General features: G+C 70.6%; 31 protein-coding genes. 18 read left to right on the forward strand and 13 right to left on the reverse strand.

Annotation, left to right across the window (positions count from 1 at the left end; genetic code table 11):
* The first annotated feature begins 24 nt into the window (after nt 1-24).
* The 3 genes from AB0C26_RS08735 to AB0C26_RS08745 all read left to right on the forward strand — a co-directional run bounded on the left by AB0C26_RS08735 (nt 25) and on the right by AB0C26_RS08745 (nt 2,808).
* Nucleotides 25-498: a MarR family transcriptional regulator gene (locus AB0C26_RS08735; protein WP_360243919.1), complete on the forward strand. Its 474-nt coding sequence runs from the start codon at nt 25-27 to the stop codon at nt 496-498.
* Nucleotides 495-2,384 carry an MDR family MFS transporter gene (locus tag AB0C26_RS08740; protein WP_360243923.1) on the forward strand — a complete coding sequence of 630 codons (1,890 nt, stop codon included), beginning with the start codon at nt 495-497 and terminating at the stop codon, nt 2,382-2,384. Before AB0C26_RS08735 ends, AB0C26_RS08740 begins: the two co-directional genes overlap by 4 nt.
* Nucleotides 2,385-2,502: 118 nt before the next feature.
* Entirely contained in the window at nt 2,503-2,808 is a 306-nt protein-coding gene (locus AB0C26_RS08745) for an antibiotic biosynthesis monooxygenase (protein WP_360243926.1), read from the forward strand.
* 536 nt (nt 2,809-3,344) lie between these two features.
* Here the strand turns inward: AB0C26_RS08745 and AB0C26_RS08750 are convergent.
* Together AB0C26_RS08750 and AB0C26_RS08755 are read right to left on the reverse strand one after the other, a co-directional pair.
* Entirely contained in the window at nt 3,345-4,121 is a 777-nt protein-coding gene (locus AB0C26_RS08750; RefSeq protein ID WP_360243929.1) for a GAF and ANTAR domain-containing protein, read from the reverse strand.
* Between the two features lie 48 nt (nt 4,122-4,169).
* A complete protein-coding gene (locus tag AB0C26_RS08755) occupies nt 4,170-4,376 on the reverse strand; it encodes a hypothetical protein (protein ID WP_360243932.1) in 207 nt (68 codons plus the stop codon).
* Between the two features lie 288 nt (nt 4,377-4,664).
* Between AB0C26_RS08755 and AB0C26_RS08760 the strand changes: the two genes are divergently transcribed.
* Together AB0C26_RS08760 and AB0C26_RS08765 are read left to right on the forward strand one after the other, a co-directional pair.
* The gene (locus AB0C26_RS08760) at nt 4,665-4,865 is read left to right on the forward strand and encodes a hypothetical protein (protein WP_360243935.1); all 201 of its coding nucleotides are present in this window, start codon (nt 4,665-4,667) and stop codon (nt 4,863-4,865) included.
* Between the two features lie 18 nt (nt 4,866-4,883).
* Nucleotides 4,884-5,036: a hypothetical protein gene (locus tag AB0C26_RS08765; RefSeq protein ID WP_360246560.1), complete on the forward strand. Its 153-nt coding sequence runs from the start codon at nt 4,884-4,886 to the stop codon at nt 5,034-5,036.
* A 3-nt stretch (nt 5,037-5,039) separates the two neighbouring features.
* Here the strand turns inward: AB0C26_RS08765 and AB0C26_RS08770 are convergent, their stop codons facing one another.
* Both AB0C26_RS08770 and AB0C26_RS08775 read right to left on the reverse strand, forming a co-directional pair.
* Entirely contained in the window at nt 5,040-5,564 is a 525-nt protein-coding gene (locus AB0C26_RS08770) for a DUF1360 domain-containing protein (RefSeq protein WP_360243938.1), read from the reverse strand.
* Nucleotides 5,565-5,577: 13 nt separating this feature from the next.
* Nucleotides 5,578-5,823: a DUF6158 family protein gene (locus tag AB0C26_RS08775; RefSeq protein WP_360243941.1), complete on the reverse strand. Its 246-nt coding sequence runs from the start codon at nt 5,821-5,823 to the stop codon at nt 5,578-5,580.
* Between the two features lie 90 nt (nt 5,824-5,913).
* Here AB0C26_RS08775 and AB0C26_RS08780 point away from each other — a divergent pair, with 90 nt between their 5' ends.
* The 3 genes from AB0C26_RS08780 (at nt 5,914) to AB0C26_RS08790 (ending at nt 7,994) form a co-directional block, all read left to right on the forward strand.
* Entirely contained in the window at nt 5,914-6,318 is a 405-nt protein-coding gene (locus AB0C26_RS08780) for a hypothetical protein (RefSeq protein ID WP_360243944.1), read from the forward strand.
* Nucleotides 6,319-6,337: 19 nt separating this feature from the next.
* Complete coding sequence (locus AB0C26_RS08785; RefSeq protein WP_360243947.1) at nt 6,338-6,664, forward strand: DUF3817 domain-containing protein; 327 nt, start codon at nt 6,338-6,340, stop codon at nt 6,662-6,664.
* A gap of 421 nt (nt 6,665-7,085) precedes the next feature.
* Nucleotides 7,086-7,994: an NlpC/P60 family protein gene (locus tag AB0C26_RS08790; RefSeq protein ID WP_360243950.1), complete on the forward strand. Its 909-nt coding sequence runs from the start codon at nt 7,086-7,088 to the stop codon at nt 7,992-7,994.
* A gap of 77 nt (nt 7,995-8,071) precedes the next feature.
* On the opposite strand, the gene AB0C26_RS08795 is transcribed toward AB0C26_RS08790, so the two are convergent.
* Complete coding sequence (locus tag AB0C26_RS08795; protein ID WP_360243953.1) at nt 8,072-9,076, reverse strand: sigma-70 family RNA polymerase sigma factor; 1,005 nt, start codon at nt 9,074-9,076, stop codon at nt 8,072-8,074.
* A gap of 548 nt (nt 9,077-9,624) precedes the next feature.
* On the opposite strand from AB0C26_RS08795, the gene AB0C26_RS08800 reads away from it, so the two are divergent.
* Entirely contained in the window at nt 9,625-10,299 is a 675-nt protein-coding gene (locus AB0C26_RS08800) for an SDR family NAD(P)-dependent oxidoreductase (protein WP_360243956.1), read from the forward strand.
* Here the strand turns inward: AB0C26_RS08800 and AB0C26_RS08805 are convergent.
* Nucleotides 10,296-10,985, reverse strand: a complete 690-nt coding sequence (locus AB0C26_RS08805; protein ID WP_360243959.1) for a dTMP kinase — start codon at nt 10,983-10,985, stop codon at nt 10,296-10,298. The two genes, AB0C26_RS08800 and AB0C26_RS08805, sit on opposite strands and share 4 nt — an antisense overlap.
* A gap of 183 nt (nt 10,986-11,168) precedes the next feature.
* Between AB0C26_RS08805 and AB0C26_RS08810 the strand changes: the two genes are divergently transcribed.
* The 7 genes from AB0C26_RS08810 to AB0C26_RS08840 all read left to right on the forward strand — a co-directional run bounded on the left by AB0C26_RS08810 (nt 11,169) and on the right by AB0C26_RS08840 (nt 16,361).
* Entirely contained in the window at nt 11,169-11,744 is a 576-nt protein-coding gene (locus AB0C26_RS08810) for a nucleotidyltransferase (RefSeq protein ID WP_360243962.1), read from the forward strand.
* A gap of 11 nt (nt 11,745-11,755) precedes the next feature.
* On the forward strand, nt 11,756-12,004 hold the full coding sequence (locus AB0C26_RS08815) for a hypothetical protein (protein WP_097319761.1): 249 nt from the start codon (nt 11,756-11,758) through the stop codon (nt 12,002-12,004).
* Entirely contained in the window at nt 12,001-12,747 is a 747-nt protein-coding gene (locus AB0C26_RS08820; RefSeq protein ID WP_360243966.1) for a metallophosphoesterase, read from the forward strand. Before AB0C26_RS08815 ends, AB0C26_RS08820 begins: the two co-directional genes overlap by 4 nt.
* A gap of 39 nt (nt 12,748-12,786) precedes the next feature.
* On the forward strand, nt 12,787-12,930 hold the full coding sequence (locus AB0C26_RS08825) for a GPGG-motif small membrane protein (RefSeq protein ID WP_179855124.1): 144 nt from the start codon (nt 12,787-12,789) through the stop codon (nt 12,928-12,930).
* Nucleotides 12,931-13,106: 176 nt separating this feature from the next.
* The gene (locus AB0C26_RS08830; protein ID WP_360243970.1) at nt 13,107-13,988 is read left to right on the forward strand and encodes an MHYT domain-containing protein; all 882 of its coding nucleotides are present in this window, start codon (nt 13,107-13,109) and stop codon (nt 13,986-13,988) included.
* A 21-nt stretch (nt 13,989-14,009) separates the two neighbouring features.
* A complete protein-coding gene (locus AB0C26_RS08835; protein ID WP_360243973.1) occupies nt 14,010-14,726 on the forward strand; it encodes an HD domain-containing protein in 717 nt (238 codons plus the stop codon).
* Nucleotides 14,727-14,735: 9 nt separating this feature from the next.
* Nucleotides 14,736-16,361 (forward strand): glycoside hydrolase family 13 protein, encoded by a 1,626-nt coding sequence (locus AB0C26_RS08840; protein ID WP_360243976.1) that lies wholly within the window; start codon nt 14,736-14,738, stop codon nt 16,359-16,361.
* Here AB0C26_RS08840 and AB0C26_RS08845 read toward each other — a convergent pair.
* From AB0C26_RS08845 to xylA, 3 genes are read right to left on the reverse strand one after another with little or no spacing between them, the layout of a single operon-like run.
* Nucleotides 16,269-17,735, reverse strand: a complete 1,467-nt coding sequence (locus AB0C26_RS08845) for an MFS transporter (protein WP_360243979.1) — start codon at nt 17,733-17,735, stop codon at nt 16,269-16,271. The genes AB0C26_RS08840 and AB0C26_RS08845 overlap by 93 nt on opposite strands.
* 9 nt (nt 17,736-17,744) lie before the next feature.
* Entirely contained in the window at nt 17,745-19,145 is a 1,401-nt protein-coding gene (xylB, locus tag AB0C26_RS08850) for a xylulokinase (protein ID WP_360243982.1), read from the reverse strand.
* A gap of 13 nt (nt 19,146-19,158) precedes the next feature.
* Nucleotides 19,159-20,346: a xylose isomerase gene (xylA, locus tag AB0C26_RS08855; RefSeq protein ID WP_360243985.1), complete on the reverse strand. Its 1,188-nt coding sequence runs from the start codon at nt 20,344-20,346 to the stop codon at nt 19,159-19,161.
* A 74-nt stretch (nt 20,347-20,420) separates the two neighbouring features.
* Here xylA and AB0C26_RS08860 point away from each other — a divergent pair, with 74 nt between their 5' ends.
* The gene (locus AB0C26_RS08860; RefSeq protein ID WP_360243988.1) at nt 20,421-21,533 is read left to right on the forward strand and encodes an ROK family protein; all 1,113 of its coding nucleotides are present in this window, start codon (nt 20,421-20,423) and stop codon (nt 21,531-21,533) included.
* Here AB0C26_RS08860 and AB0C26_RS08865 read toward each other — a convergent pair.
* On the reverse strand, nt 21,521-22,003 hold the full coding sequence (locus AB0C26_RS08865) for a MarR family transcriptional regulator (RefSeq protein WP_360243991.1): 483 nt from the start codon (nt 22,001-22,003) through the stop codon (nt 21,521-21,523). The genes AB0C26_RS08860 and AB0C26_RS08865 overlap by 13 nt on opposite strands.
* Before the next feature lie 50 nt (nt 22,004-22,053).
* Between AB0C26_RS08865 and AB0C26_RS08870 the strand changes: the two genes are divergently transcribed.
* A complete protein-coding gene (locus AB0C26_RS08870) occupies nt 22,054-23,187 on the forward strand; it encodes a PP2C family protein-serine/threonine phosphatase (protein ID WP_360243994.1) in 1,134 nt (377 codons plus the stop codon).
* 19 nt (nt 23,188-23,206) lie between these two features.
* Here AB0C26_RS08870 and AB0C26_RS08875 read toward each other — a convergent pair whose 3' ends face one another.
* The 3 genes from AB0C26_RS08875 to AB0C26_RS08885 form a co-directional block, all read right to left on the reverse strand.
* A complete protein-coding gene (locus AB0C26_RS08875) occupies nt 23,207-24,922 on the reverse strand; it encodes a substrate-binding domain-containing protein (RefSeq protein WP_360243997.1) in 1,716 nt (571 codons plus the stop codon).
* 210 nt (nt 24,923-25,132) lie between these two features.
* Complete coding sequence (locus tag AB0C26_RS08880) at nt 25,133-26,182, reverse strand: lactonase family protein (protein WP_360244000.1); 1,050 nt, start codon at nt 26,180-26,182, stop codon at nt 25,133-25,135.
* Entirely contained in the window at nt 26,172-26,789 is a 618-nt protein-coding gene (locus tag AB0C26_RS08885) for a hypothetical protein (RefSeq protein ID WP_360244003.1), read from the reverse strand. Before AB0C26_RS08885 ends, AB0C26_RS08880 begins: the two co-directional genes overlap by 11 nt.
* Nucleotides 26,790-26,856 lie beyond the last annotated feature (67 nt).

A 26,856-nucleotide genomic window follows, 5' to 3' on the forward strand; every position in this document is an offset into this window, starting at 1 on the left:
AGACCTACCTCAGGACGGCCCGCCGTGGACGCGCTCCCGCAATTAGCCGAGGAACTTGTGCGGTTCCACCGACTCGCGACGCGGAGCAGGAGCATCCTCAGTGTCGGAGACCTCGGTGCGGAGTTCTCCGCCCTGATGCTGCTGTTCCCGCTGCGGCACCGGGGTCCGATGCGCGCCACCGACGTGGCCGAGATCAAGCAGGCCGCCCCCTCCACGATCAGCCGTCAGGTGGCGCAACTGGTGAAGGCGGGCCTCGCCCGCCGCGAGGCCGACCCGGTGGACGGCCGGGCGTCACGACTCGCCATCACCGACGCCGGGCTCGCCGCCTGCGAACAGCTCGAGCAGGCGCGCCAGGCCTGGCTCCGCGAGGCGCTCGACGGGTGGCCGGAAGACCGGATCGCCACCTTCGCCGGCCTCTTCGAACAATTCAACAGCTCGGTCGAGGCGCTCCTGCGCCACGATCCGGCCGCGACACCACCACCACGGGAGAACGCGTGAGCAACCCCACGACGAAACCATCGGCCGTGGAATTCACCCACCGGCAGATCCTCACCATCCTCGGCGGCCTGATGATGGGCATGTTCCTCGCCGCGCTGGACCAGACCATCATGGCGACGGCCACCCGTACGATCGCCGACGACCTGCACGGCTTCAACATCCAGGCCTGGGCCACCACGGCCTTCCTGATCACGTCGACGATCTCGACCCCGCTGTACGGCAAGCTCTCCGACCTGTACGGCCGTCGCCCGTTCTTCCTGTTCGCCATCGGCATCTTCGTGGTCGGCTCGTTCCTCTGCGGCCTCTCCCAGAACATGTACGAGCTGGCGGCGTTCCGCGCCATCCAGGGCATCGGCGCCGGCGGCCTCATGTCGCTGGCCCTGGCGATCATCGGCGACATCGTGCCGCCCCGCGAGCGCGCCAAGTACCAGGGTTACTTCCTGGCCGTCTTCGGCACCGCGAGCGTGCTCGGCCCGATCCTGGGCGGCTTCTTCGCGGGTGCCGACACCATCCTGTGGGTCGACGGCTGGCGCTGGGTCTTCTACCTGAACGTCCCGATCGGCATCGCGGCCATGGCCGTCGTGGCCCGGGTGCTGCACCTGCCGCACACCCGCGTCGACCACCGCATCGACTGGCCCGGCGCGGTCGCCCTGATCGTCGGCCTGGTGCCGCTGCTGACCGTGGCCGAGCAGGGCCGCGACTGGGGCTGGGACTCGGGGCGGGCGTTCGCCTGCTACATCATCGGCGCGATCGGCCTCGTCGCGTTCGTGCTCGCCGAACGGGCGTACGGGGACGAAGCTCTGCTGCCTTTGCGGCTCTTCCGTAACCGGACGATCGCCGTCGGCGCCACCTCCAGCACGATCCTCGGCATGGCCATGTTCGGCGGCCTGATGACCGTGCCGCTGTACCTGCAGATCGTGAAGGGCTCGTCGGCCACCATGGCCGGCCTGCAGATGATCCCGTTCGTCTTCGGCATCATGTCCGGCTCGATCATCTCCGGCCAGCTCATCGCCCGGACCGGCCGCTACCGCATCTTCCCGATCATCGGCAGCACGCTGATGGTGGCCTCGCTCGGCCTGTTCGCCACGATCGGCGCCGACACCCCGCTCTGGCGCACCATGCTGATCATGGTGCTGATGGGCCTCGGCCTGGGCGGCAACATGCAGCCCATGATCACGGCGGTGCAGAACGCGGTCTCGCCGCGGGAGATCGGCGTGGCGACCAGCTCGGTGACGTTCTTCCGCTCGATGGGCGGCACCCTGGGCACCGCGATCTTCTTGTCGGTCCTGTTCAACGTCCTGCCCGGCAAGATCAGCGACGCCTTCACGGCGGCCCGCGCGACGCCCGAGTTCCAGCAGGCCCTGCAGGCCAACCCGGCCCAGGCGCAGACGCTCCAGCAGGCGACCGCCGGCGGCGGCGACCTGAACGACACGTCGTTCCTGAGCAAGCTCTCGGACGTGATCGCCCACCCGTTCAAGGTCGGCTTCTCCGACGGCATCCAGATCGTCTTCCTGCTGGCCCTGGCCGTCATGGTCATCGGCCTGATCGTCGTCTTCTTCCTGCCCGAGATCCCGCTGAGCCTGCGCTCGGCCCAGCAGCAGCGGGCCGACGACATCCTGGCCGCCGAGAACAGCGACGGCGTCCCCGGCGAGGTAGGCGCGGGCCCACTGCGCGACAATCCGGCCGAGGTAGGCGCGGGCTCACTGCGCGACAAGCCGGCTGAGGGCGGCGCGGGCCTGCTGAGCGACAAACCGGGCGAGGCTGAGGCGGGCCTGCTGCGCGACAAGCCGGCCGACGCCGAGGCGGGACCGCTGAGCGACGAACCGGGCGAAGTCGAGGCGGGAACGCTGCGCGACAAGCCGGGCACGACGGAGGCAATTCGCTGACGGCGTTTCAGTGACACGGGAGGCGGGGACATTCCGCCTCCCGTTTCGCATTTCCGGCGCGTGGGCGGGCCTGTGGATAACTCGAGGGCCCGGCGAGGCGGCGCAGTAGCGTTGCGGCATGGCTGTTGTGAAGATCAACGCGATTGACGTTCCCGAGGGCGCCGGCCCCGAGCTGGAGAAGCGGTTCGCCGCCCGGCAGGGCGCCGTGGAGAACGCGCCCGGTTTCCTGTCGTTCGAGCTGCTGCGCCCGGTCGCGGGCGAGACCCGCTACTTCGTTTACACGCGCTGGGAGACCGAGGAGGACTTCCAGGCCTGGTCGGCCGGCAGCGGCCGCGCCGCCCACTCCGGCGAACGCGCCAAGCCCGTAGCCAGCGGCGCGTCCCTGCTCGAGTTCGACGTCGTCCAGCGCGTCGACAAGGCCTGACGCATCCCCCTGCCGTGCGCTCCTGAGACGTGCCGGGCGGCCGCCGTGACCAGCCGATCAGCCACGACGTGCGGGCGTGCTTCTGAGACGTGCCGGCCCGCTCTTGAGACGTTCCGGGCGCGCTTGTGAGACGTTCCGGGCGCGCTTGTGAGACGTGCCGCGCTCCCCAGGCGTGGCGGGCGCGCTCTCAAACGTGCCGGGTCCGCTTCTCAGACGTGCCGTGCTTCCCAGGCGTGGCGGGCAGGCGCGCTCTCAAACGGGCCGGGTCCGCTTCTCAGACATGCCGGCGCGCTCTTGAGATGGGCCGGGGCGCTTCTGAGACGAGCCGGCGCGCTCTTGAGATGGGCCGGGGCGCTTCTGAGACGTGCCGCGCGCACTCCCCGGGCGTGGTGGGCGCACGCGCTTCTCACGCGTGACGCGCTGCCCCTTCGGGCCTGACCGTGCCCTTCAAGCGTGGCGGGCGGACGCGCTTCTCACGCGTGAGGGGCCCCTTCGGGCCTGACGGACGTGCCCTTCAAACGGGACGGGCGTGCCTGTCAGGCGTTGCGGGCGGCGGCGGTGACGAGGCGGTCGGCTACGGCGTGGCGGTCGAGGCCGAGGCGCTGGGCGGTGTCGCGGAGGACGTCGTGGGCCTCGCGGACGCCGCAGCCGCGCTGGGCGATGATGACGCCGATGGCGTGGTCGACGGTGGCGCCGGCGCTGAGGGCGTCGCGGCGGCGTAGCTCGTCGAGCAGGACCTCGGCCTGGTTGGCCAGGGCCATGGCGGTCAGCAGGCGGTCGGGGCCGGGCGCGCCGGGCTCGTCGAAGTAGAGGCTGAGGGCGCCCACCTCGGCCCGGGGGAGGTCGAGGGGTACGGCGGCGACCGCCCGTATGCCCTCGGCGCGCGCGGCCTCGGCCAGTTCGGGCCAGCGCTGGTCGGCGGCCAGGTCCGGGACCGTGACGAGGGTGCGGGTGCGGGCGGCTTCGAGGCCGGGGCCGGTGGTGCCCTGTGCGTACTGGAGGGCGTCCACGCCCGCGCCGGCGGGGCCGTGACCGGCCTGGGAGACGGGGGCGCCCTCGCCGATCAGGGCCACCGAGCAGCGGATCGTGCCGGGCACCGCTCCCGCGGTGAACTCGGCGAGCCTGTCCAGGGCCGGCGTGAAACCCTCGGCCGAGAGCAGCCGGGCCGACAGCTCGTGCAGCAGGCCCGCCAGTTCCAGCGGGTGGGGGCCGGCCGGGGGCGGGGTCGCGGGTGTGCGGGTGCGCCCGGGCCGGGTGAGAACTCGGGCGGGTCCACGCTGCGGGGGCGAAACCCGGCGATTTGGGGCAGGCACGCGGGGCATCCTGCCATGACCATCGACGAACACGTAAGTCTTGTGCCTCTACCGGGTGGTTTCGCCGTTTTGGGCGGCCTGACCGGAGCTGCGCTGCTCCAGGAACGAGTCGGGGGCCGCGCCCGGGTTCTCCTCGCGCTCGTCCGACTCCGCGAGGATCGCTTCCGCCTGCGCCCGCGGGTCGTCGCTGCCCCCGCTCACCCGCTCCTCGGGGAGCAGATCGGCGGCGCGCTGCCCGATCCGGTCATCAGTCATGGGAGATCGAGTACCCGCGCGGACGGGGGTCGCAAACCGCCGAGGAAAAGGTTGCGCCGCCCCCGGCGGACCGGGAGCGGCGCGATGTCGGTGTGCAGGTCGCCTCGCGGCGAGTGGCTCATCACGGCTCCAGCCGAACGGTATTCCGTGAAGGCAATGGGTGAGGCCCGGGGACACTGGGCACACCGACATCTGCTCTCAACGGTCGGAACGCGGGCCTGATTCCATTAGCCCATGTGACGCCGGTCACAGAGTTTGCCCTGGGGTACGAGGGGTAGTCCTCCGGCCGTGAGCGATGAGTTTCGTGAGCTGGACACCTTCCTGGACGACGCCTTCGACGCACAGGAGCGGCTCAGCAGCGCCGACCTCCAGCGGCGGGCGATCGCGTCCGATCTGCCGGCCACCGCGATGACCCGGATCGACGCGCTTCCGGAGGGCGAGTACGCGCAGGACGAGGCCGCGGAAGCGCTCCGGGCCCTCGAAGTCTGACCAGGGAGAGGTACGGGCGTGGAGCCGATCGGCGATCCGGACGAGCAGGAAGACTTCGCGGCGGAGCACGACTCCACGGCCGTGGACGAGCAGATCACCGCGGACGAGGACGACGGCGAGACCGAGGGGCCCCGCGGGTGGTCCGGCCTCGAGCAGGACGGACCACCCTGAGGCTCAGTCCTTTTCCGCCGCGTGCTTGGCGATGTCGTACGCCATCTGCAGGAAGTCGGAGACGGCGGTGGCCGTCAAGGTGGTGGCGGCCAGCCGGGTCAGGCGCGGCGCCAGGACCAGGCCGCCGGTGAGGCCGGTGGCCACCCAGACCGCCAGGCAGAACGGGCACGTGATGAGCTCGCCGACGCCGTGCTTCAGGGAGCTGTGCTGGTCGCGTACCTCTTCGTTGAGTTCCGCCGCCCCGGCCGGCTCGCTGTAGCGGGTGAACGGGGCCCTCAGCGGGCTGGTGACCGCGTCCTTGGCGATCAGCCGGCTCAGCTTGTGGGTGGCTATGGACAGGAGGGCCACGTCGCCCAGCGAGGGGCGTTCGGGCGCCGGCTTGCCGGTGACCTTCGCGGCCGCGGCCAGGCTGGCGGCCAGGGCGGTGAAGGTTCCCATGGCGGCGAGATAGCCGGCGAGCGGGCGATGTTCGTGCGGGGCGTACGACTGGCCGACGCGCGCCAACCGGGCGCGCAGCGTCTCGGTCAAGAAATTCTCCTAGCTAGAAGTCCTGGGTGAGGCGGTCCGGGTCCACCTCGCGCCCGGGATAGCGGGCCATGTACTCGGTCTCGAGCTCGGCGGTCCGCTTGAAGTGGTTCGCCAATGCCGCGTCGGGGCCGTGCCGCAGGGTGGCGAGCCGCGTGCGATAGAGGCTGGACAGCTCGCGGAACAGGTCCTCGTCCCCCAGTCCGGCGGGGTCGATCCCGTTCTCCATGAGCGGCGCCGAGGCATCCCGGGCGTCGGTCATCGTGCACCTCCGTAGACGACGTGGCCTTGCTGTGCTCCGACGGTTGCCCATGCGGACGGGGGTCAAACCCACGCCGGTACGCTCAAGGGCATGAAGGGCCTGTGGACTCCGGCGTGGATCGCCCGCCATGTCCTGGCGCTGGTCCTGTTCCTGGGGTGCCTGGTGCTGGGCTGGTGGCAGTTCACCCGGGCGAGCGGCGGCAACGCGATCAGCTGGGGCTACACGTTCGAATGGCCGGTCTTCGCGGGTTTCGTGGTCTTTCTCTGGTGGCGCGAGGTGCAACTGGCCCGGCGCAAGCTCGACCCGGCGCGCGGTGACGAGCCCGAGCCCGAAAGGCTTCCAGGTACGGCTGTTACGGTCGGCCGGCCGGTCCGGGTGGCCGTGCGCCCCGCCGCGGACGCCGAAGATCCCGAGACGGCCGCCTACAACGACTATCTGGCCTGGCTCAAGGCCCACCCGGGGGCCCGGCCGGGCGATTACCCGGGCCCGAAGTAGAGAAGAAGGACGTGCCACTGTGCAGGGTGCCCTGACCCGCTACCGGATCATCGCCTACATCGTCGGCGTGGGGCTGCTCGCGCTCGTCGTGGTCGGCATGCCGCTGAAATACCTCGGTGACAACGACACCGTGGTCGCGATCGTCGGCCCGGCACACGGCTTCCTGTTCATGGTCTACCTTGTCCTGACCTTCGACCTGTCGCGCCGGGCCGGCTGGGGTTTCCTCCGCATGATCGGCGTGATGCTGGCCGGCACGATCCCGTTCCTGTCTTTCTGGGTCGAGCGCAAGGTCAGCAAGCAGTGGATTCCGCAGCGTGCGGCGGAGCTTGCGAATAGTCCGGCTTGAGAGGCACCATCAACACATTGTCCTCGCCGAATGACTATCCGTTATCGGGATCAATGACGCATAGCGGTCCACAGTCTTAAATCACTCTGTGACCACTTGCATTTGATGTTTCCCCCGATAAGTTAATGCGGTTGGTCCGGTCCGCAGCCACTCCCCTCGGTGGCGCCGGCCAGCGCCGCTCAATCCGTCGTGGCGACGACCCGCTCTCCCCCGAGCGCGTTTAAGACCTGCGATGGGGCCGGGGATCGCGTCTCTGGGGTGAGTCCGCGCAAGCGGTAGGGCGTTCTTCCCGCCCGACTGAGCCTCGGAAAACAGGGACAGCCAACCCGGTAGGCGGCCAAGCGGAAGAAAGGCCACTAAACCGGTGCCACACCTCCGTACGAGGCTTCGGGTGCTCGCCGTCGCGGCCATGGCAGTCGCGATGACCGGGTCTCTGGCGACAGCCGCCCACGCGGCTCCGTCCACGAGCGAGCTCACCAAGAAGATCGAGGCGGCGTCCAACCAGCTCGAGGACATCACCGAGAACTACAACAAGATGAACATCAGCCTGAAGAAGACGATCGCGGACGAGAAGAAGCTCGCGGCGTCTCTGGCTCCCGCGCAGGCGGCGCTCAAACAGGCGAGTGCGCGGGTCGGCACTCTCGCCGCGACGTCGTACATGCAGGGCCGGGTCGGGCCGATGACCGCGCTGCTGTCCGGCGAGGGACAGGACGACCTGGTCGACAAGATCAACTACCTCGACCAGATCTCCCGGGCCAACCAGCGCGACATCGACTCGTACACCGAGGCGACCCAGAACTTCAGCGCCCGCCAGGCCGCCCTCAAGGCGACCCAGGCCAAGCAGACCGCTCAGGTCAACGCTCTGGCCGCCCGCAAGGCGAGCATCCAGAAGGACGTCAAGAAGCTGTTGGCCATGCGCACCCAGGCCTACGGTCAGGCGCAGGAAGCCACCAGCAAGTACAACGGACCGGTCCCGACCATCCCGGGCTCGGCCGGCAAGGCGGTCTCCTTCGCCTACGCCCAGCTCGGCGAGGCGTACGTGTTCGGCTCCGACGGCCCCAACACCTGGGACTGCTCGGGTCTGACCTCGGGCGCGTGGGCGGCGGCCGGCAAGTCGCTGCCGCACAACACGGAGGCCCAGTGGGGCCAGGTGGCCCATATCAGCCGGTCCGAGCTCGAGGCCGGCGATCTGGTGTTCTACCGAAGTCTCGGCCACGTGGGCATCTACGTGGGCGGCAACATGATCATCCACGCGCCGCACACCGGCTCGGTGGTCAAGAAGGTCTCGATCGACATCATGTCGCCGTACGGCTACGGACGCGTCAAGTAGCGTCAGGCACGGCAAAGGCCGGTACCCCTCGCGGGTACCGGCCTTTCGTGTCTCAGGAGACGGGGGGGTGTCGTTTCTCAGGCGGCCTGAAGGCCCTCGGCCCGGGCCAGCTCACGGAGCCGGCCGAGCGCCTGGATCTCGAGCTGGCGGATGCGCTCGCGGCTGAGCGAGAAGCGCGAGGCCACCTCGGTCAGCGAGTGCTCCCGGCCGTCCTCGAGGCCGTAGCGCGCCCGCATGATGCCGGCCGAACGGTCGTCGAGGTGGTTGAGCAGACCCTCGATGCGCTGCCGCTCGAGCGCGGTGAGAACGATGTCCTCGGGCGAGGGGGCGTCGCTGTCGGCGACCAGGTCGCCGAGGTTGGTGTCGCCGTCGTCGCCGACCGGCGTGTCGAGGGACACCGTGTCCTGGGCCCAGCGGGTGAGCTCGTTGACCCGCTCGACGGTGACGCCCAGCGCCGCCGCGACCTGCTCGGGCTCGGGGTCGCCGCCCAGCTCACGAACGAGCTGACGGGTCACGTTGCGCATCCGGTTGACGTCCTCGACCAGGTGCACGGGAAGGCGCACCGTGCGCTCCTGCTGGGCGATGGCCCGGCTGATCGCCTGACGGACCCACCAGGTCGCGTACGTCGAGAACTTGTAGCCGCGCTCGTAGTCGAACTTCTCGACCGCGCGGACCAGGCCGGTGTTGCCCTCCTGGATCAGGTCGAGCATCGGCATGCCGGAGCGCACGTAGCGCCGGGCGATCGAGACGACCAGTCGCAGGTTCGCGCGGATGAACAGGTCCTTGGCCTTCTGGCCCTCGGTGACCAGCCGCTCCAGCTCCTCGCGGCTCACGCCGCGCTTGCTCTCGCCGCTGTCGAGAAGGAACTCGGCGTACAGGCCGGCCTCGATAGACTTGGAGAGCTCGACCTCACGTGCGGCGTCCAGCAGCGGTGTCCGTGAGATCTCGTGCAGGTAGACGCCAACGAGGTCGCGCTCCTCGGCAACCTGATCGGTCCTCAAGACGGTGCTCTTCTCCACGTTGCCCACGGTCCCCTCATTGCCATCACTACTAACCCCGCTACGGGCGATACCTGTGTCCATCAGTTCCTCCCCGTAACGTCCGCAGTTCGCACATTGCGGTTACTGGCATCTACACAACAAATTGCTGCCTGTACTGATTCCGGCTGGTGGGTCGAAAGTGTCACGAATGCCTGGGTGATAGCTGAGAGCCCAGTGCGTACTTGCTGAGCAGGCCCGCTCTGGCGGCATTCCCACGCGCCCTTGTTGTCGGCAGCGCTGACAGACGCTTACCCGTCGCTCGTCTCATGACACCACCGGCTCCTCATTGATCACAGCGACGGGCATCACCAATGACCTTGGGACCCTCGTCACCACCCTGTACGGCCGAGTGGCTTCCCGGGTTCAGGTGGTGGATCGTCAGGTTCGCGACGGGCTTGAAACAAAAGCAACATCGAAAAGATCCCGAGGCGTTGACCGAACGGGACCACCTGCCACAATGCGGCACACGGCGGCGCAGTTCACTCGCCCGCACGGGTGATGCACCGGCGAGTGACCCACTGTTCGACAACGGTTCGGCCCGGCCGGACCATCCGGACGCGCGGGGTGACGAAAAACACAGCGGAGGACATATGAGCGAGAGCACGGTTCTGATCACCGGCGGGGCCGGGGCGATCGGGTCGGCGGCGGTGGAGAGGTTTCTGGCCGAGGGGTGGCGGGTGGTCACGCCGGTCCGTCCGGGGTCGTCCGGACGGCTGCCGAAGGGTGCCCTGGCGGTGGAGGCCGACCTTCAGAACGAGACGGAAGTCACGGCCGCGATCGAGGTGGCTGCGGCCGAGACGGGCGCCCCACTGCGCGCGGTGATCAATCTGGCCGGCGGGTTCACGGTCGGCAAGTTGATCGCCGAGACGCCGATCGCCGGGCTGGACGCGATGCTGACGGCCAACCTGCGGCCGACGTATCTGGTCACCGCGGCCGCCCTGCCCCACCTGGTGGCGGCCGGCGGCGGCTCGGTGGTCTGCGTGGCCGCGCGGGCGGCGCTGGCGCCGTTCGCGGGCGGGTCGGGCTACGCGATCTCCAAGGCGGCCGTGATCGCCTTCGCCGACGCGGTGGCGGCCGAGTACCGGGGCCAGGGCGTGCGGGCCAACACGATCCTGCCCGTGATCGTGGACACGCCGGCCAACCGGCGGGACATGCCGGACGCGGACTACAGCAAGTGGCCGAGCACCGACGACATCGCCTCGGTGCTGCTCTTCCTGGCCTCCGACGCCTCCAAGGCGACCAGTGGGGCGAAACTGCCCGTCTAAAGAAGCTCGGCGAACTGGTAGCCGAGGACGGTGAGCATGCCGGCGAGCGCGGCCGCGCCGGCCAGGAGCAGGCCGCGGCGCCGGGCCACCGGGCGGGTGGCGAGCGCGGCGTGCAGGGCGGCCGAGACCTCGTCGGGCGTCCCGTTGGCGTCGATCACCACGAAGGAGCCGAACTCGGGCAGGGAGCGGTACGCGGCGTCGGCGGCGTTCAGGTAGGCCATCGACTCGTGGTCGTAGCCGCGGGCGTCGATCCGCCGCTGGGCCACCGCCGGGTCGACGGCCAGCAGGAACGTCACGTCGGGGCGGGGGAAGAGGCGGTAGGCGAGGCGGGCGCGGCGCTCGGCGGCCGGGTGGGCGCCCCGGGCGCGCAGGCTCGCGTACTGGCAGAAGGCGTATCTGTCCATGACCACCACGCCGCCGGTGAGCACCCGCCACAGCAGCGTGCGGAGCATGGCCAGCCAGCGCAGCACCGACTCCACGAAGAGCATCGCGCGGCGGCCGATCAGATCCTCCGCGTCGCGCTTGCCGAGCCGCACGGCGAGTTTGCCGACCCAGTGCCGGCCCCCGGCGTTGCGCCGGTAGACAGCGGGCAGGCCGGCCGCGGCCAGCTCATCGGCCAGGCGGTGGGCCTGCGTCGTCTTGCCGGAGCCGTCGATGCCGATCAGGGCGATCGTACGAAGGGTCATGCCAACCAACGGTAACCGGCAGGTGCACATCCGGTTTCCCCGCGACGGCGCTCCCGCCCGTACCAAAATGGGGGTTGCAGTGGGTTTTGCCCGAAGATCCCCGAGGTCGGCGGTTCAAACGCGGGGGCGCCCGGGTAGTCGTAATCGGCACGGGACCGCATACGCCGACAGGGGGATTACGTCATGCCGCACCAGGTGGACGAGGGCCTGGCCACCACACTGAAGAAGGTCGCCTCGACGCTCAAGGCGGCCGGCATCCCGTTCGCACTGGGCGGGAGCTTCGCGGTGTGGGCGCACGGCGGCCATTCGAGCGACCACGACGTCGACTTCCTGCTCCGCGAGCAGGACAAGGAGCAGGCGCTGGCCGAGCTGTCCAAGGCCGGTTTCCGCACCGAGCAGCCGCCGGAGGACTGGCTGGTCAAGGTGTACGACGACGAGCGGATGGTCGACCTGATCTACCGGCCGGTGGAGACGCCGGTGACCGACGAGACGCTGCGCGACACCGAGCAGATCTCGGTCGAGGCCATCTACATGCCGGTGCTCTCGGCCAGCCAGCTGATGATCCATAAGCTGCTCAGTTACAGCCAGCACTACTGCGATTTCGCCACCGGACTGCCCGTGGCCCGCTCGCTGCGCGAGCAGATCGACTGGGACCGGGTCCGCCGGGAGACGAGGAAGTCACCCTACGCCGAGGCGTTTCTGATCCTGCTGGACCGGCTGGACGTCGTCCCGCTCCCGGAAGCGCTCGCGTCCAAATGAAGGGGCCGGGTATGACGAACGACATCGATCTCGAGGCCGAGATCCAGCGGCTGCTCACCGAGCACGACCGGATCGCCGAGCAGGGCATCACGGTCCAGCGCCGGGAGCACTCGATCGTGCTGGGCGGCGAGGTGGAGAGCGCGCAGCGCCGGGACGAGATCTGCCGCCAGATCACCACCCGCTTCCCCGAGGTGGAGATCACCTGCGACATCGGCATCACCCGGGCCCAGGCGCCCAGTGAGGTGGAGGAGATTTCATGATCCGGATCGCCGCCGTGGGCGACGTCCACGTGGACAAGGACGTGGTGGGCCGGTACCGGCCCGCCCTCGAGGAACTGCCGGACCGCGCCGACGCGCTGCTCGTGGCCGGGGACCTCACTCGGCACGGCACGGTCGAGGAGGCCCGGTGCTTCGCCAAGGAGTTCGGTGGCCTGGCCGTTCCGGTCGTCGTGGTGCTCGGCAACCACGACCACCAGAGCGACCAGCAGGACCAGGTCACCGACGTGCTCCAGGAGTCCGGCATCACCGTGCTGGAGGGCACCGCGACGGTGCTGGAGATCAACGGGCACCGGCTCGGCATCGCCGGCAGCAAGGGCTTCGGCGGCGGGTTCGCCGGGGCGTGCGCCAGCAACTTCGGCGAGCGGGAGATGAAGGACTTCGTCGGCACCACCGAGCGGTACGCGGCCGCGCTGCGCGAGGCCCTGCACTCGGTCGAGGCGGACGCGCTGGTGGCGCTGACCCACTACGCGCCGGTACCCGAGACGCTGGTCGGCGAGCCGCTGGAGATCTACGCCTTCCTCGGCTGCTATCAGCTCGGCCAGGCGATCGACTCGGCGCCGACGGCCCTCGCCCTGCACGGGCACGCACACCACGGATCGGAGCGCGGCCGTACGCCGGGAGGGGTGCCCGTACGCAACGTCGCGCACCCGGTGATCAAGCAGGCGTACAACGTGTATCAGCTGCTCAGCGGCGAGATCGAATCGTCACTTACGACCGTCGGATAAACACGTTTCCGAAATCGGGCACTCGGGTATCCCAGGTGCATGGACGTACTCCTTTGGATCCTCGCAGTCATTCTGGTGGTCGCCGGCATCCTGGCCCTGTTCCGGCGTCAGCTCCTCTGGGGAATCGTGCTGATCATCGTGGGCCTGCTGGTCGGCCCCGGCGGCGTCAGCATCTTCACCTGATCCCCCGCTCCCACAAACTAAGTCCCCCGGCAAACCACAGAGCCGGGGCCACCTGAACGGGTGGCCCCGGCTCCTCTCGTAGGGGTGCCGCACTCGCCGTGCGATGGCCTTCTCCCGATTCCTGACTGAATCACTCGCGGAAATCTTTCGATCTTTTCTCGCGAGGTGGCTCTGTCGTGGCCGAGGTACATCACTTCACGTACGGCGTCTTCAATCCGCTCGCCGCCTACCTGCTGGCCTTCCTGGGCTCGTTCTTCGGTCTGCTGGGCACGGCGCGGGCGCGGGACGCCCGTACCCGCGGCCGGCGTAACCGGTGGCTGGTCATCTCCGCGTTCGCGATCGGCGGGGGCGCCATCTGGCTCATGCACTTCGCCGCCATGCTCGGCTTCGAGGTGCCGGACAGCCCGGTGCGCTTCGACATCCCGATGACCGTGCTGAGCCTGGTCTTCGCGGTCGCCGCGGTCGGCACCGGCCTGCTGATCGTCGGGCACGGCCGGCGCAGCCTGCCCAAGATCATCGCGGCCGGCGTGCTCACCGGCGGCGGCGTGCTGGCCATGCACTACACCGGCATGTACGGCATGCACGTGGCCGGCGAGATGCGCTACAACCTGGCCCTGGTCGTCGCGTCGGCGATCATCGCGGTGGTCGCGTCGACGGTGGCGCTGTGGTTCGCCGTCTCCGTCCGCGGCTGGGCGACGATCTGCGGCGCCGCGGCCATCATGGGCGTGGCGGTCTGCGGCATGCACTACACGGGCATGGCCGCGATGTCGGTGCACCTGGACCCGCTCGGCACGGCCCCGGTCGACGGCTTCCGGCCGCTCACCATGATCGTGCCGATCACGCTGATCACCGCCGCCACCATCGTCGGGGTCGCCCTCAGCGCGCTCCAGGCGATGACCGAGGAGGAGTTCACCGACGGCGCCGGTACGCCACGACGGGGTGTGCACGCCGAGAACGCCGGCGTCCCGTGGTCGCTCAAGCAGGCCACGATCGCCGCGCCGACCGTGCGGCGGCCCTCGCCGCGCCCGGTTCCCGTGCGGACCACCACCAACGGCTGACGTGTCCGGTACGTTCTCGGCATGGCGCCACGGATGTTGCTGTCGATGCCGCTGCACGCGATCACCGAGGTGTATGGCGAAGCCGGCCTCCGCGAGCGGTTGCTGCTCGAACTGGAGTCGTTCCCGGCCGGTGAGCGGGAGCGCCTGGGCGAGGCGCTCGAGCTGGCCGCGAAACTGCACGCCGACGACCGGCGGGTGCGCGAGCCGTACCTGAACCACCTGCTCCGGGTCGCCATCCGGATCATCAAGTACTACGGGGTCCGGGACGTGGACGTGCTGACCGCGGCCCTGCTGCACGACGCCGTCGAGGACCACCCGGCCGAGCTGGCCGGGCGGTCGAGCGGCACCCATCAGGAGCTGACCGACGCGGCGATCGCCGAACTGGCCCGCCGCTTCGGTCCCCGCACGGCCGAGTTGGTCCGCTCGGTCACCAACCCGGAGTACGACCGCGACCGGGACCGCCACGAGCAGTACCGGCAGCACGTGGCGGACAGCCTGGAACGCGACCCGTGGGCCCGGGTGATCAAGGTCTCGGACTTCACCGACAACGGGGTGGGCGTGGTCCACACGACGCCGGAGAAGGCGTTCAAGGCGGCCGTGAAGTACCGCCCGCTCGTGCCCAAGCTCCGCGAACTGGTCGGCCGCCCGGACACCCCGCTGTCGATAGCGGCCAAGGACCACATCCTGGACCAGCTCGACCTGGCCGAGGAGCGTTTCGCCGCCATCCTCGACGATTAGCCTGGGCATATGCCCCGCACTGAACACTGGTGGCGCGACGCCGTCATCTACCAGGTCTATCCCCGCTCGTTCGCCGACAGCGACGGCGACGGGATGGGCGACCTGCCCGGCATCACCGGGCGCCTGCCCTATCTGCGAGACCTCGGCATCGACGCCGTGTGGCTCTCCCCGTTCTACCCGTCCCCGCAGTACGACGCCGGCTACGACGTGGCCGACTACCGTGGGGTCGATCCCCGCTTCGGCGACCTCGGCGACGCCGACAAACTGATCGCCGAGGCACACCACCTGGGGCTCAAGCTCATCGTCGACCTGGTGCCCAACCACACCTCCAGCGAGCACGAGTGGTTCCGCGCGGCGGTGGCGGCGCCGAAGGGCAGCCCGGAGCGGGCGCGCTACATCTTCCGCGACGGCAAGGGACCGGACGGCTCGGAACCGCCGAACTCGTGGCAGAGCGTCTTCGGCGGCCCGGCCTGGGAGCGGCTGCCGGACGGTCAGTGGTACCTGCACCTGTTCGACGTCACCCAGCCCGACCTCAACTGGGACAACCCCGAGGTCCGGTCCGAGTTCGTGGACATCCTGCGGTTCTGGCTCGACCGGGGCGTGGACGGCTTCCGGGTCGACGTCGCGCACGGCCTGATCAAGGACAGAGACCTGACCGACTGGACGTCGACGAGCCAGATCCTGGGCGGTCTCGAGCCGGCCGGCCCGCCGCCGCCGATGTGGGACCAGGAGGGCGTGCACGCGATCTACCAGCAGTGGCGTTCCGTCCTGGACGAATATCCGGGCGGGCGCATCCTGGTCGCCGAGGCGTGGGTGCAGCCGGCGTCCCGGCTGGCCCGCTACGTGCGGCCCGACGAGATGCACCAGGCCTTCAACTTCCCGTACCTGGACGCGCCGTGGACCCCGGTGCGGCTGGCCGAGATCATCGACGAGTCGCTGGCGGCCAACGACGAGGTCGGCGCGACCACCACGTGGGTGCTGTCCAACCACGATGTGGTGCGGCACGCGACCCGGCTCGGCTACCCGGTCGGGCAGGCGCGGATGCACGGCATCGGCGCCGAGGACCCGCAGCCGGACACCGCGCTCGGCCTGCGCCGGGCCCGGGCGGCCACGCTGCTGATGCTCGGGCTGCCCGGCTCGGCCTACCTCTACCAGGGCGAGGAGCTGGGGCTGCCGGAGCACACGACGATGCCGGACGAGTTCCGGGAGGACCCGGCGTGGGAGCGCTCGGGGCACACCGAGCGGGGCCGGGACGGCTGCCGGGTGCCGTTGCCGTGGGAGGCGGACGCTCCGTCGTACGGCTTCGGGCCATCGGACAAGAGCTGGCTGCCGCAGCCGGCCGTCTGGGCCGAGTACGCCGCCGACCGTCAGCAGGGGGTTCCGGGTTCGACATGGGAGCTCTACCGGAACGCGCTGGCCGTCCGGCGCGAGCGCGGCCTGGGCGCCGGCACCTTCACCTGGTCGCGCAAATCGGACGAACTACTGGAATTTCGCAATAATTCTGCGTTGATTTTGACCAACTTTGGAGCGGACGCCGCTGAGCTACCGGCCGGGGCCACCGTCCTGCTGAGCAGCGAGCCCCTCGACGACGACGGGCGCGTCCCCACCGACGTCACCGTCTGGGCGGTGCTCTAGCCGGGCCGCGCGGGCCAGCAGGGCGGCGTGGGTGTCGGAGATGTCCTTCGCCACCGTCCTGCTGGCCAGCCAGAACATGACACCGGTGGGCACCCAGAACAGCTGGAAGGCGGCCAGCCCGACCGCGTAGTTCAGCGGCGGTGGGAACGCGCCGGCCAGCCCGCGGAAGGCCACCGCCACCATGGCGTTGCCACCGGCCCGGCCGAAGCCGTTGACCAGGTTGCCGAGGCTGTAGACGGTGCCGCGGTGCTCGGGCGGGTTCACGTCGGCGATCAGCGCGAACCAGTTCGGCGAGTTGGCCGAGGTGAGCATCAGCGCGAAGACGGCGGTGGCCAGGCAGAGGCCGACCGTGGGCGAGGTGAAGACGCTGCCCAGCACGGCGCCGACCACCGCGCCGGTGCCGGCGCCGTCCGGAACGTCGATCTCCATGGGCACGAAGAACAGCACGATGTAGAAGGGGACGGCGGCCAGGACGCCCACCGAGGCGACCAGTGCGCGGCCCCGGGGCGTACGCCGCTGAAGCCGGTCGCCGACCAGGCCGCCCACGATGGAGAGCGCGCCGCCGAGCTGGAAGAGCGTGGCGAAAGCGCTGCCGACCAGCACCGCCGTGCCGGCCGAATAGCCCTGGTCCTCGGCCCGGGACCGGAACAGGATGGGCAGCCAGACGAGCGAGCCCAGGGCGATCTGGGCCGTGCTGCCCTGCAGGATCAGCCAGATGTTGGTGCGGCGGCGCAGGATCAACGGCAGGTGGTCGTGGTGGATCCGCTCGTCGTAGTCGACACCGGCCAGCTCGGGCTGACTGTCGCCGCGGGGCACGTTGTACGTGAACAGGTAGGCGACAGTGGCGATCGTGCCGGCCACGGCGGTCACGAGGAACGGCTCGCGCCAGTCGGTGTGGCCGAGAAAGCCGCCGACCAGGGTGCCGGCGAGCGTGCCGACGCCCTGGGACAGACCCCAGAATCCCATCACGAGGCCGCGGCGGCGGGGTGAGATCAGGTCGCTGACCACGGCGAAGCTCACCGAGGCGACCGCGCCCAGGCCGAACGAGGCGACGATCTGGGCGAGCAGGAAGCTCGGATAACTGCCGGCCAGGCCGGACCAGGCGGTGCCGGCGACCCAGATCAGCGTGCCCACGATGAGCACCGGCTTGCGGTCGGTGCGGTCACCGGCGTACGCGAAACCGATCGCCGCCACCGCGCTGATCAGGAACATGATCGTGGTGGCGAGGGCGATGTGGCCCTCGCCGACCCCGAAGGCGTCCCCGATGCTGCCGTACAGCGGCGGCACCAGGCCGATGGCGACGTTGTCGAGCGAGGCGAGGACCACGAAGACCACCACGCTGTACGCGCGATGGGCGGTACCGCCTCTGCTCACCCGCAAAGGTTAGCGGGCGCGGTTGACAACCGCGTCTCGTGCGGCGGCGTACTGCTGCCGGATGAGGGGAACGGGCGTGGCCTCGTACGTCTCGGGCGCCTCGGCCGTCCACACAGGCGGCTCCTCGCCGCCGAGCGCGACCCACGCGGCCTGGCGCGCGGCGCCGTCGGCCACGTACTCGCCGGGCGGCGGAACCAGCACCGGCAGGCCGAACAGCTCGGGCGCGACGCGGCGGACCGCCTCGCTGCGCGCCCCGCCGCCGACGAGCACGATCCGGTTGGCCGTGGCGCCGTTGGCGACCAGCGCGTCGAGACCGTCGGCGAGCGCGCACAGCATGCCCTCGACGGCGGCCCGGGCCAGGTGGGCCGGGTCGGACGTCTTCAACGTCAGGCCGTGAACGGCGCCGGTGGCGTCCGGGCGGTTCGGCGTGCGCTCCCCCTCGAGGTACGGGATGAGCACGAGCCCGTCGGCACCGGCGGGTGCGCTGAGCGCGAGCCGGGACAGCTCGGCGTGGTCGACACCGAGCAGCTTGCCGGCCGCGTCGAGCACCCGGGCCGCGTTCAGCGTGACCACGATGGGCAGGAAGCGGCCGGTGGTGTCGGCGAACCCGGCCACCGTCCCGGTCGGGTCGTTGGGCGAGACCTCGGAGCTCACGAAGACCGTGCCCGAGGTCCCGATCGAGACGATCACGTCGCCGGTGCCGGCTCCGGTGCCGAGGGCGGCCGCCGCGTTGTCGCCGGCACCCGGGCCGAGCGGAGCGCCGTTGGGCAGGTGGCCCGCGATGCCGGTGGGGCCGAGCACCTCGGGCACCCTGATCCGGCGGCCGAAGCCGAGGTCGAGCAGGTCGAGCCGGTACTCGTTGGTCTTGGCCGACCAGTACAGCGTGCCGCTGGCGTCGCTGCGGTCGGTCTTGATGTCGCCGATGTTCGCCGACCCGGAGAGTTTCCAGGTCAGCCAGTCGTGCGGCAGGCACACCAGGGCCACCCGGGCCGCGTTCTCCGGCTCGTTGCGGGCCAGCCAGCGCAGCTTGGTCAGGGTGAAGCTGGCGACCGGCACGATGCCGACCGCCTCGGCCCACTTCTCGCCCCCACCCAGTTCCTGGATGAGGTCGGCGGCCGCCCCGGCGCTGCGTGTGTCGTTCCACAGCAGCGCCGGGCGGACCACCTCGCCGTTCTCGTCGAGCACCACCATGCCGTGCTGCTGGCCGGCGACCGAGGCCGCGGCCACGTCGTCCAGGCCACCGGCCTGCGCGATCGCCTCCTGGAGGGCGGCCCACCAGGCGTCCGGGTGCACCTCGGTGCCCTCCGGATGGCTGGCACGGCCCTGCCGGACCAGCTTGCCGGTCTCCGCGTCGCGGATGACCACCTTGCAGGACTGGGTGGAGCTGTCGATCCCGGCTACGAGAGTCATGTCGTCCCTTGAATCAGTTCGCGCGGAGAAGGTGGTCGATGGCCAGCTGGTGCAGCTTGACGAAACCGTAGCCCTGGGCGCCGGCTGCGTCGACGTCGTACTCCTCGAAGGCGCTCTTGTCGTTGAGCAGGTCCTGGTAGGTCTCGCCCGGGTTCAGGGTCGGGGTCTCCAGCTCGAGCACCTTGCTGGCGCGCAGCGCCTCCTGCACGGCCGGGTCGGCCCGGAACTCCTGCGCGCGCTCCTTGAGCAGCAGGTACATCCGCATGTTGGCCTTGGCCGACTCCCAGACGCCGGTGGCGTCCTCGGTCCGCGACGGCTTGTAGTCGAAGTGGCGGGGGCCGTCGTACTTGGGGCCGCCGCCGATCGGGCCGTGCTCGAGCAGGTCGACCAGGGAGAACGCGTTGAGCAGGTCGCCGTGGCCGAAGACCAGGTCCTGGTCGAACTTGACGCTGTGCTGGCCGTTCAGGTCGATGTGGAACAGCTTGCCCTGCCACAGCGCCTGGGCGATGCCCTGGGTGAAGTTGAGGTTGGACATCTGCTCGTGGCCCGTCTCCGGGTTGATGCCGAACAGCTCGGGGCGCTCCAGCTCGTACGTGAAAGCAATCGCGTGACCGAGGGTCGGCAGCAGGATGTCGCCGCGGGGCTCGTTCGGCTTGGGCTCGATGGCGAAGCGCAGGCCGTAGCCCTTGTCCTCGGAGTACTGGGCGACCAGGTTGAGGCCCTCGCGGTAGCGGTCGAGCGCGGCGTTGATGTCCTTGGCCACGTCGTACTCGGCGCCCTCGCGGCCGCCCCAGAGCACGAAGGTCTTGGCGCCCATCTCGGCCGCGAGGTCGACCTGGCGCAGCACCTTGCGCAGCGCGTAGCGCCGGACCGAGCGGTCGTTGCTGGTGAACGCGCCGTCCTTGAAGACCGGGTGGCTGAAGGTGTTGGTGGTGACCATCGGGACGATCAGGCCGGTCTCTTCGAGGGCCTTCTTGAACCCGGCGATGATGCCGTCGCGGGTCTGCGCGTCGGAGCCGAACGGCACCAGGTCGTCGTCGTGGAACGTGATGCCGTACGCACCGAGCTCGGCGAGCTTGTGCACGGCCTCGACCGGGTCGAGGTGGGGACGCGTGGCCGAACCGAACGCGTCCTGGGCCTGCCACCCGACCGTCCAGAGGCCGAATGAGAACTTGTCTTCGCGTGTGGGCTGGACCGGCACGGTTACCTCCACGTAACAGCTCGGATTTGTTTAGTGGTTGAATTATTTGGCGGCCGTGTGGCATTGTCAAGGCCGTGAACGGTCGTCTGAGAAGTCCTTCCCGGGCGCCCGTCCGTCAATCGAGCGTGCGGGCCCACAATCTCGCACTGGTGTTGCAGACAGTGGTAAACAGCGCAGATCGCCCCTCCCGGGCGGGCATCGCCGGCGCCACCGGGCTCACCCGGGCCACCGTCAGCGCTCTGGTCGACGACCTGATCGCCGGCGGCCTGCTCACCGAGCACGGCCCCGCGCCCCGCAGCGGCGCCGGCCGGCCCGCCACCGCGCTCGCCCTCTCCCCCGACGGCCCGGCCGGCCTCGGCCTGGAGATCAACGTCGACTACCTGGCGGCCTGCGTGGTCGATCTCACCGGCGCGGTCCGGCACCGCTTCATGGACCGCTCGCCCACCCTGGCCGGCCTGGGCGAGCTGGCCGTGCGGGCCCGGGCCGCCGCCGCCGAGGACGGGCTGGCGCTGGCCGGGGCCGCGCTGGCCGTGCCCGGGCTGGTCGCCCCCGGCGGCCTGGTCCGGGTCGCGCCCAACCTCGGCTGGCAGGACGTCGACCCGATCGCCTTCCTGCGCGGAACGCCGGCCCTGGCCGACCTGCCCATCACCGTGGACAACGAGGCCAACCTGGCCGCCCTCGGCGAACTACGGGCCGGCGACGGCGAGCCCACCTTCCTCTACGTCTCGGGCGAGGTCGGCATCGGCGCCGGCATCGTGCTCGACGGCGACCTCTACCGCGGCGGCCGCGGCTGGAGCGGTGAGATCGGCCACGTCACCGTCTATCCGGACGGGCGGCCCTGCCGCTGCGGCGCCAACGGCTGCCTCGAGCAGTACGCGGGCGCGGCCATGGTGGCCGAGGACCCGGCGCTGGCCGCGGCCTCGCTCGGCATCGCGCTGGCGGCCGTGGTCAACCTGCTCGACCTCGACGTGATCGTGCTCGGCGGCGGGTACGCGCCGCGGTTCGGCGAGCTCAGCGCCGGCATCGAGGCGGAGCTGCGCCGGCGGGTGCTGACCGCCGACCTGGCCCCGATCACGCTGCGGCCGGCCACGCTCGGCCCCGACGCCGCTGTGCGCGGGGCGGCCGACGCGGTGATCCGCGCTGTGCAGGACGACCCGGCGACGTGGCTCGCGCTTCAGGCGGTCTGAGCGGGAGCGGACTCCTCGCCGCTCTCCACCGACACGGCGGCGAACTCGGTGAGCCCGCGCAGCAGGGCGGCCCGGCCGGCCGGCGACATCTTCTCGAGCACCGTGGTCAGCGACTGGCGGCGGATGCGCCGTAGCTCGGCCAGCAGCGCCCGCGAGGCCGCCGTCAGATAGAGCGCGATCTCACGCCGGTCGGCGTGGCCCGGCACCCGCTCGACCAGGCCCGAGGCGACCAGGCGGTCGCAGAGCCGGCTGGCCGACGACAACAACATGGACAACTCGGCCGCGAGACCGCCGAGGTTGAGGCCCTCGGCCCGCTCGACGGCCAGCAGCGCGCTCAGCTGCACCGAGGACACGCGTGGGGTGGCCTGCTCACGGGCCACGTCCCAGGCGAGCAGCAGGGCTTGCGCCGCGTCGTCGATCGCCGCGGCGTACATCGGGTCCGGCCCGTCCGGCCCCTGGTGAACGGCCATGGTGCAGCAGAGACTACCGGTACTGGCCGATCTGTTCGAGGAGTGCGCCATTGATCAACAGGCTACAAGCGGTCCGCCGGGCCCTGGCCGGGGCCGACGCCGACGCCGTTCCCGAGCGGCTGGCCGCCGCTCTGGCGAGCGCCTACGACCTGCGTGACACCGAGCTTTACCTGGTCGATTACCGGCTCGCGGCCCTGTTGCCGCTGCTCGGCGGCGAACCCATGACCCATCCCGGCGACCCGGCGTGGCGCAGCTTCGACCACCAGTCCGAGGTGGTCGAGGACGGCGCCGTCCACCTACCCGTGACCGCCCGCGGCGAACGGATCGGGGTGCTGCGGGCCACACCGGTCCCCGAGGACCCGGATCTGCGGGGCGAGCTGGCCGAGATCGCGACGCTCGTGGCGCACGAGCTGCAGTCCGCGGCCGCCGGCACCGATCGATACCGGACGGCGGCCCGCACCAAGCGGCTCACCCTGGCCGCCGAGATGCAGTGGGAGCTGCTGCCGGGGCGCAGCCGGGTCCGGCCCTCGTTCAGCCTGGCCGGGCAACTCGAGCCGTCGTACGCCGTACGCGGCGACAGCTTCGACTGGGCCGAGCACGACGGCCGGCTCTACCTGAGCGTCCTGAACGGGATGGGCGACGGCGTGCAGGCGGCCCTGCTCACCGCGCTCGCGACGTACTCGCTGCGCAACGCCCGGCGGGCCGGTATCGGGCTGGCCGACCAGGCCGCGCTGGCCGATCAGGCCATCTACGCCCTGCACCGGGGCGCCCAGTACGCGGCGGCGCTGATGCTGCGGATCGATCTGGCCACCGGTGAGGTGCTGGCGGTCGACGCCGGCTCGCCCCGGCTGCTGTTCCTGCGCGACGGCGTGGTGACCGAGCACAAGCTCACCGCGCAGTTCCCGCTCGGCATGTTCGAGGACACCGACTATCGGGTGCAGGAGTTCACGCTGCTCCCCGGCGACCGGCTGATGATCGTCAGCGACGGCGTCTTCGAGGCGGTGACCGCGACGGGGCGGTACGGGGAGGCGGCGCTGGCCCGTTTCGTCCGGCACACCGGAGCTCTGGCCCCGTTGCAGGCCGTCCGGTCACTGCTGGGTGATCTGCGGACCTATCTGGGTGACGCGGACCTCGAGGACGACGCGGTCGCCGTGTGTCTCGACTGGCCGGGGCCGCTCTCCTGAGAGAGCGGCCCCGGTCTGGTCAGCTGTTCGCGCCGGTACGGCGGCCGATCGCCTCGGCGAAGATCGACGCCATCCGCGCCGGGTCCTTCGCGATGAAGACGCCGCCGGCCGGGGTGACCTTGACGATCTCCTGGAGGACCGGCTCGTCGATACCGTCGCCGATACCGATGATCACCAGGCGGACCGGCGCCTTCGGATCGTTCAGCCTCTTCAGCTCGGCCAGGAGCTTCTCCTTCTTGATGCCGTCGGGGTTCTCCTCCTTGCCGTCCGTGAAGAGGATGACCGAGTTGACCTTGCCGGGCTCGTACGTCTTCTTGACCTCGCTGTAGGCGGCCAGAATCGTGTCGTAGAGGCCGGTGTCGCCGCCCTTCTTCGGGACGATCTGCGGGATCGCGCCGGCGATCTCCGTGCGGGACGAGGCCAGCGGCTTGATCGACTGGACCTGCCGCCAGGGCTTCTTGCCGTTCATCTCGGTGGAGAACAGCCACACACCGACGGCCCACTTGTCGTCGAACATGCTCAGACCGGCCGCGGCGGCCTTCTGGGTCACCAGCGCCCGCGACTGGTTGCCCGCCGAGGGAACCGGGTCGTCCATCGAGCCGGAGACGTCGAAGACCGCGAGCACCCGGCCCGGCTGTGTGATCGCGTTCCAGCTGCCGAGCACCTGGGACAGCGTGCTGGCGTCGAGACCGGCGGCGGCACGGCCGCCGCCGCTGTCGTCGCCACCACCGGCCGCGGGCTTGGTGACCGCCGGCGAGGCGTCGGGAGCGCCGAGCGGACGGGCGAAGCCGGCGCCGTACGAGCCGTCGGGGGCCCGCAGGCCGGCCGTGGCCAGCGCGTTCTTGAAGGACGCGCTGGACAGCTGGGCCCGCAGGCCCTCGGCCGCCTTGGTCTTCTGGAGGTCGACCTCGGGCATCACCGCGTACGGGTAGTCGAGCGGCAGCGGGCTCGGGTTGAGGTAGAGCGCGACCAGCGGAACGGCCGGCCTCTCGGCGTTGTACGCGACCACGTCCTCCTCGGACAGCGGCGCGGCGCCGAGGCTCGACGCGATGTCGGTCGGGTCGGCCGAGCGCGGGAACTTCTGCAGCAGGTCGTCGCGCAGGGCCGAGGCGCTGTTGGCCAGGCCCTTGATCGCCGAGACCTTCGTCGACTGGGCCTTCTCACCCGAGCCGGCCGCCTGGCCGAGCGCGAGCAGGCCGGCCAGTCCGGCGGCGTCCAGCGACGGGTTGACGATGCCGGTGTTGAGGCTGGTGCTGGTCAGCATCTGGTTGAGCAGGGTGCTCCAGGACAGCTCCCGGTCCGGCCAGCCGATCTTTTCGGCGACCGGTTTCGGCATGGCGACCACGACAGGGCTCTGCGCGATCGGTTTCTGGTCGGTGGGTGCGAAGCCCTGGGCCTCGGCCTTGAGCCGCAGCAACCAGGTCGACGAGTCGGGGATCCAGACGTCGGGGACCTTCACCGACTCGGGCGCCGTGCCGAGCCCGGTCAGCTGGACCTTGTGCTCGCCGGCGACCGCGGCGGCCATGGTCGACGAATTCGCATTGACCACGCTGACTGCGACACAGGTGCCGTCGACATTTGCGCCGTCCTGCACCCACCGCTGCGCGGCTTGATCAACTGCGGGCTGGATCTCATTGGCGGCGGCGACGGTCAACCGGATCGAACCGGTGCACCCCTTGTCGGAAAGCTGCTGGTAGCCGAGGTACGACCCGGCCAAGACGACGACTATCGCCATCGCGGCTCCGACGACGCCAGCTCCTCTTGCATTGAAGTTTCTACGATGGCGGCCTGACACGCGCTCGATTGTGCGCATCACCGAAGGCGAATGCCATATACGTTCGGGCGAAAGTTACTCGGATTGAGATTGTTGGCATCCTGAGCAACCGAACGTGATGACCTCGTCTCGATCAGCCACCATCGCTGACCGTTTTCTTCCGGTTAACCTCTATGCCTCTTTTGTCGCGGTTGTCCAGCGCAACAGGGCCGTGGGGCTGGCGACCGCCGTCGGCTCGCCCTGCTGGACGGGCACCCCGGTTTCCGCGTCGATCCGAAACGTGGTGACGCTCTGTGATCGTTGATTGGTTACGTAGAGGTGATGACCGAGAAGGATCATGTGGCGCGGCCAGTCGCCGCCGGCCGGCGTCTCGGCCACCAGGGTCGCGTCGTCGCCGTCCCAGGCGAAGGTCGCGATCGTGTTCGCCCCCCGGTTGGCCACGTAGACGAAGCGGCCGTCGGCCCGCACGATGATCTCCGAGGGGAAGTTGTCACCGTCGGCGGTGGTGGTCGGCGCCTCGCCGGCCAGCTCGAGCGTGCCGTCCACGGCCGGGCGCCACCAGCTCAGCGTGCCGGAGAGCTCGCCCACCAGCATCAGCGCCCCGTCCGGCGACCAGCGCAGGTGGCGCGGGCCGGTGCCCGGTTTCGCGGCCACGGCCGGCGGCAGCATCGTCAGCCGGCCCGCGACCGGGTCCAGCCGGGTGCGCCACACCCGGTCCGAGCCCAGGTCGGCCACGAGCACGTCGTCGCGCACCGGGACGACCATGTGGGCGTGCGGGCCGGCCTGGCGGTCGGCCACCGGGCCGCTGCCGGACAGGCCGAGCAGATCCGACCGCTCGCCGGGGGCGCCCTCGGCGTCGAGCGGGTGCACGGCCACCGAGCCGCTCGCGTAGTTGGCGACCAGCAGGAACCGGCCGTCCGGGGTGACCGCCAGGTGGGCCGGGTCGCCGCCACCGGTCGGCTGCACCGACAGCGGGTCCAGCCGGCCGTCCGGCGCGACGGTGAACGCGCTGACGCTGCCGTCCGGGTCGAGCTCGTTCACCGCGTACAGGATCGGGCGGCTCGGGTGCTGGGCCAGGAAGGACGGGGACGGCGTCCGCGCCGCCGTGCCCAGGTGGGTCAGCACGCCGGTGGCCGGATCGCGGCGCAGCAGAGCGATGCCCTCGCCGTCGCCACCCTTGTCGCCCGTGTAGCCCCCGACGAAGATCAGCTCATCGCTCATGACCTGATCCCACCACAAGTTCGCGGGCCGCTCGACGGCAGCCTGTTTCGAGGGCCAGATCGGTTCTCGACTCGAGGACGTCGACCGGCTCCGGGCGGCGCGCCGTGCCGGCGTTACGGATCACCCGGGTGACCGTTCCGGCGCATCCGGGATAGCGGTCGGACAGGCCCAGGCCGTCGACGAGCCGGGAGAGCGGCACCGCCACGCCGGTCTCGGCGGTACCCATGGCCACCAGCAGGATCTCGGCGTGCGCGCCGCCCACCTCGGCCAGGTCGGCGGTCACGCTCGGCGGTTCGGAGGCGATTGCGGAGTACGGGAACGAGGCGAGCCGGCCGTCGGAACGCCACAGCTGGAGCCGGCGGACACGCGGGCTCGCGTGCAGGCGCCAGCGGACCGGGCCGTCGCGGCCCTCGAGGAACAAAGGCCAGCGACTGCAGTGGTACGCCTCGACGGCGGCCGCCCATTCGGCGGCCACGCCCCACTCGGCCAGGCAACGGACGTGGCACGGGCCGACCAGCACTCCAGCCCCCGCGCCGGCCATCCAGGGCAGCAGGGTCCAGTCGTGGCCGGTCAGGCCGAGCACCAGACGGCCGCAGAGTTCGCACATGCCGGCTTCCGGTTTCTTTCATGGACCGGAGCGGCCGCGCGAACCCCCGTTGATTCGCGCGACCGCC

Origin of the sequence: Actinoplanes sp. NPDC048796 (assembly GCF_040650035.1) — a bacterium.
GTDB lineage: Bacteria > Actinomycetota > Actinomycetes > Mycobacteriales > Micromonosporaceae > Actinoplanes.

Bases quoted from the DNA above. Each gene is read 5' to 3' on its own strand.
- AB0C26_RS08745 (WP_360243926.1), top strand. From the start codon at position 2,503: ATGGCTGTTGTGAAGATCAACGCGATTGACGTTCCCGAGGGCGCCGGC.
- AB0C26_RS08755 (WP_360243932.1), bottom strand. From the start codon at position 4,376: ATGACTGATGACCGGATCGGGCAGCGCGCCGCCGATCTGCTCCCCGAG.
- AB0C26_RS08775 (WP_360243941.1), bottom strand. From the start codon at position 5,823: ATGACCGACGCCCGGGATGCCTCGGCGCCGCTCATGGAGAACGGGATC.
- AB0C26_RS08780 (WP_360243944.1), top strand. From the start codon at position 5,914: ATGAAGGGCCTGTGGACTCCGGCGTGGATCGCCCGCCATGTCCTGGCG.
- AB0C26_RS08790 (WP_360243950.1), top strand. From the start codon at position 7,086: ATGACCGGGTCTCTGGCGACAGCCGCCCACGCGGCTCCGTCCACGAGC.
- AB0C26_RS08795 (WP_360243953.1), bottom strand. From the start codon at position 9,076: ATGGACACAGGTATCGCCCGTAGCGGGGTTAGTAGTGATGGCAATGAG.
- AB0C26_RS08800 (WP_360243956.1), top strand. From the start codon at position 9,625: ATGAGCGAGAGCACGGTTCTGATCACCGGCGGGGCCGGGGCGATCGGG.
- AB0C26_RS08805 (WP_360243959.1), bottom strand. From the start codon at position 10,985: ATGACCCTTCGTACGATCGCCCTGATCGGCATCGACGGCTCCGGCAAG.
- AB0C26_RS08810 (WP_360243962.1), top strand. From the start codon at position 11,169: ATGCCGCACCAGGTGGACGAGGGCCTGGCCACCACACTGAAGAAGGTC.
- AB0C26_RS08815 (WP_097319761.1), top strand. From the start codon at position 11,756: ATGACGAACGACATCGATCTCGAGGCCGAGATCCAGCGGCTGCTCACC.
- AB0C26_RS08820 (WP_360243966.1), top strand. From the start codon at position 12,001: ATGATCCGGATCGCCGCCGTGGGCGACGTCCACGTGGACAAGGACGTG.
- AB0C26_RS08825 (WP_179855124.1), top strand. From the start codon at position 12,787: ATGGACGTACTCCTTTGGATCCTCGCAGTCATTCTGGTGGTCGCCGGC.
- AB0C26_RS08835 (WP_360243973.1), top strand. From the start codon at position 14,010: ATGGCGCCACGGATGTTGCTGTCGATGCCGCTGCACGCGATCACCGAG.
- AB0C26_RS08840 (WP_360243976.1), top strand. From the start codon at position 14,736: ATGCCCCGCACTGAACACTGGTGGCGCGACGCCGTCATCTACCAGGTC.
- xylB (WP_360243982.1), bottom strand. From the start codon at position 19,145: ATGACTCTCGTAGCCGGGATCGACAGCTCCACCCAGTCCTGCAAGGTG.
- AB0C26_RS08865 (WP_360243991.1), bottom strand. From the start codon at position 22,003: ATGGCCGTTCACCAGGGGCCGGACGGGCCGGACCCGATGTACGCCGCG.
- AB0C26_RS08875 (WP_360243997.1), bottom strand. From the start codon at position 24,922: ATGGCGATAGTCGTCGTCTTGGCCGGGTCGTACCTCGGCTACCAGCAG.
- AB0C26_RS08880 (WP_360244000.1), bottom strand. From the start codon at position 26,182: ATGAGCGATGAGCTGATCTTCGTCGGGGGCTACACGGGCGACAAGGGT.
- AB0C26_RS08885 (WP_360244003.1), bottom strand. From the start codon at position 26,789: ATGTGCGAACTCTGCGGCCGTCTGGTGCTCGGCCTGACCGGCCACGAC.